Below are 1338 nucleotides of genomic sequence, written 5' to 3' on the forward strand. Positions count from 1 at the left end.
TAAGATTTTTTATTTCTAAGAGCGCTTAGCACCTTCTGTTCTAGATTAGAGTTATCCGTATAAGCAGCAAGGTATGGAGCTTTTTCTGTTGCTTTTGAAGAAACATTCAAATCTTTTTGTGATTGTTCAACCTTGGGTTCTTCTTTTTGAAGTCTGCTAAAAGCTGTCTTCACTTTATTAAAAACCGTTGTAATTTTTTCCTTTTGTTCTTCGGATAATTCTTTATTGTTCTGTACATCAGAAGCTATTTTTCCCCCAAAACCTTGATAAACATCAATCTCTCTATTCTTTGTAAATTCAGTAAGGTTCTTACGAATAAGCTCAGACAGTAATTCAGAAGTACCATAAAGTGCCTCAATTGATGCCTTTGTCATTTCCTCTCGCGTGATACCGTCCCAGTCAATATTATAGCCAGCTTCACAAGCAAGTTGACCAATAAATTCACGCTGAGTACGTCCATTTCCCTCTCGAAACGGATGCAACGCATTTATTTCACCCATATAATATCCAGCTCTCTGGCTGAATTTATCCGCATCAAGACCACGCAGATATTGTTCTTTGGCAAGCTGCTGTGTAATCTTCGGTGCGTAGCTTTCAATCTGATGATGATAAGCAAATAAACAACCACCTTTGGTAATATCTATTGAACGGATCTCTCCTGCCCATTCATAGACGTCACCAAATAGCTTCTTGTGAATATCTTTCATATGATTAAGATCAAACCTACCCCTAATAGGAGTACGCTTAAGTTCAAGAGATTTTGCATAAGCGAGAGTAGACTCTACATACTTTAGCGTAGCTTCATCTTTAATACCAAACCGATTATACATCACACCAGTTTCAGCATCAGTATAAGGATCAACGCCCCCTTTATACTTCTCCACGTTTTACCCGCTCTATATAATCTTTGATAATATCACTTATTTCAAGTTCACCTATAATATAACGCTCTACTTGAGCAACAACTTGTGGATCTGGTTCCAACCCCTCTAAACGTTGGCTTGCTAATGCATTTTTAGCATCAAAGCGACGTCGTTTAATTTCCTCTTCACTCAACATAAAATTCTCCTTTGTTGATATTTATTATAGCTCAAATAAGCTATAGAAGCAAGTTTTTATCCCTTACCTTACCGTATCACATCTTTTGATCTTTCACGCGCTATCGCATTGATTTGCTCCTGTTGTCTCTGTTGCAAAAATTTAACAGCCGTTTGAAACTCACTCATAAGCTTCTTATCCGGAGGCTGGTTTTGAGGTATTACTTTTGACAAGTCAAAGTCTTGTTTATGAATGGCATCCTGTCCAAAACGTTTATCTAAAGCACTTTGTAGCTTTAAA

At 37.2% G+C, this 1338-nt stretch carries 2 protein-coding genes and 1 pseudogene; all 3 read right to left on the bottom strand.

Going from position 1 to position 1338, the window contains the following annotated elements; all coding sequences use genetic code 11:
* On the bottom strand, positions 1–884 hold an 884-nt coding region (locus ACFINU_RS09850), incomplete at its 3' end, for a Fic/DOC family protein (protein ID WP_375667667.1).
* On the bottom strand, positions 871–1059 hold the full coding sequence (locus ACFINU_RS09855) for an antitoxin VbhA family protein (protein ID WP_375618808.1): 189 nt from the start codon (positions 1057–1059) through the stop codon (positions 871–873). The genes ACFINU_RS09850 and ACFINU_RS09855, both read right to left, overlap by 14 nt.
* 68 nt (positions 1060–1127) lie before the next feature.
* A pseudogene (locus ACFINU_RS09860) lies at positions 1128–1338 on the bottom strand (adenosine monophosphate-protein transferase); the annotation flags it as partial.

The sequence above is a fragment of the Bartonella sp. AC130YNZD genome, from assembly GCF_042196865.1.
Lineage (GTDB): Bacteria > Pseudomonadota > Alphaproteobacteria > Rhizobiales > Rhizobiaceae > Bartonella.

What these genes read in the sequence shown, in the direction of transcription:
- ACFINU_RS09855 (WP_375618808.1), bottom strand. Translation starts at nt 1,059, where the DNA reads ATGTTGAGTGAAGAGGAAATTAAACGACGTCGCTTTGATGCTAAAAAT.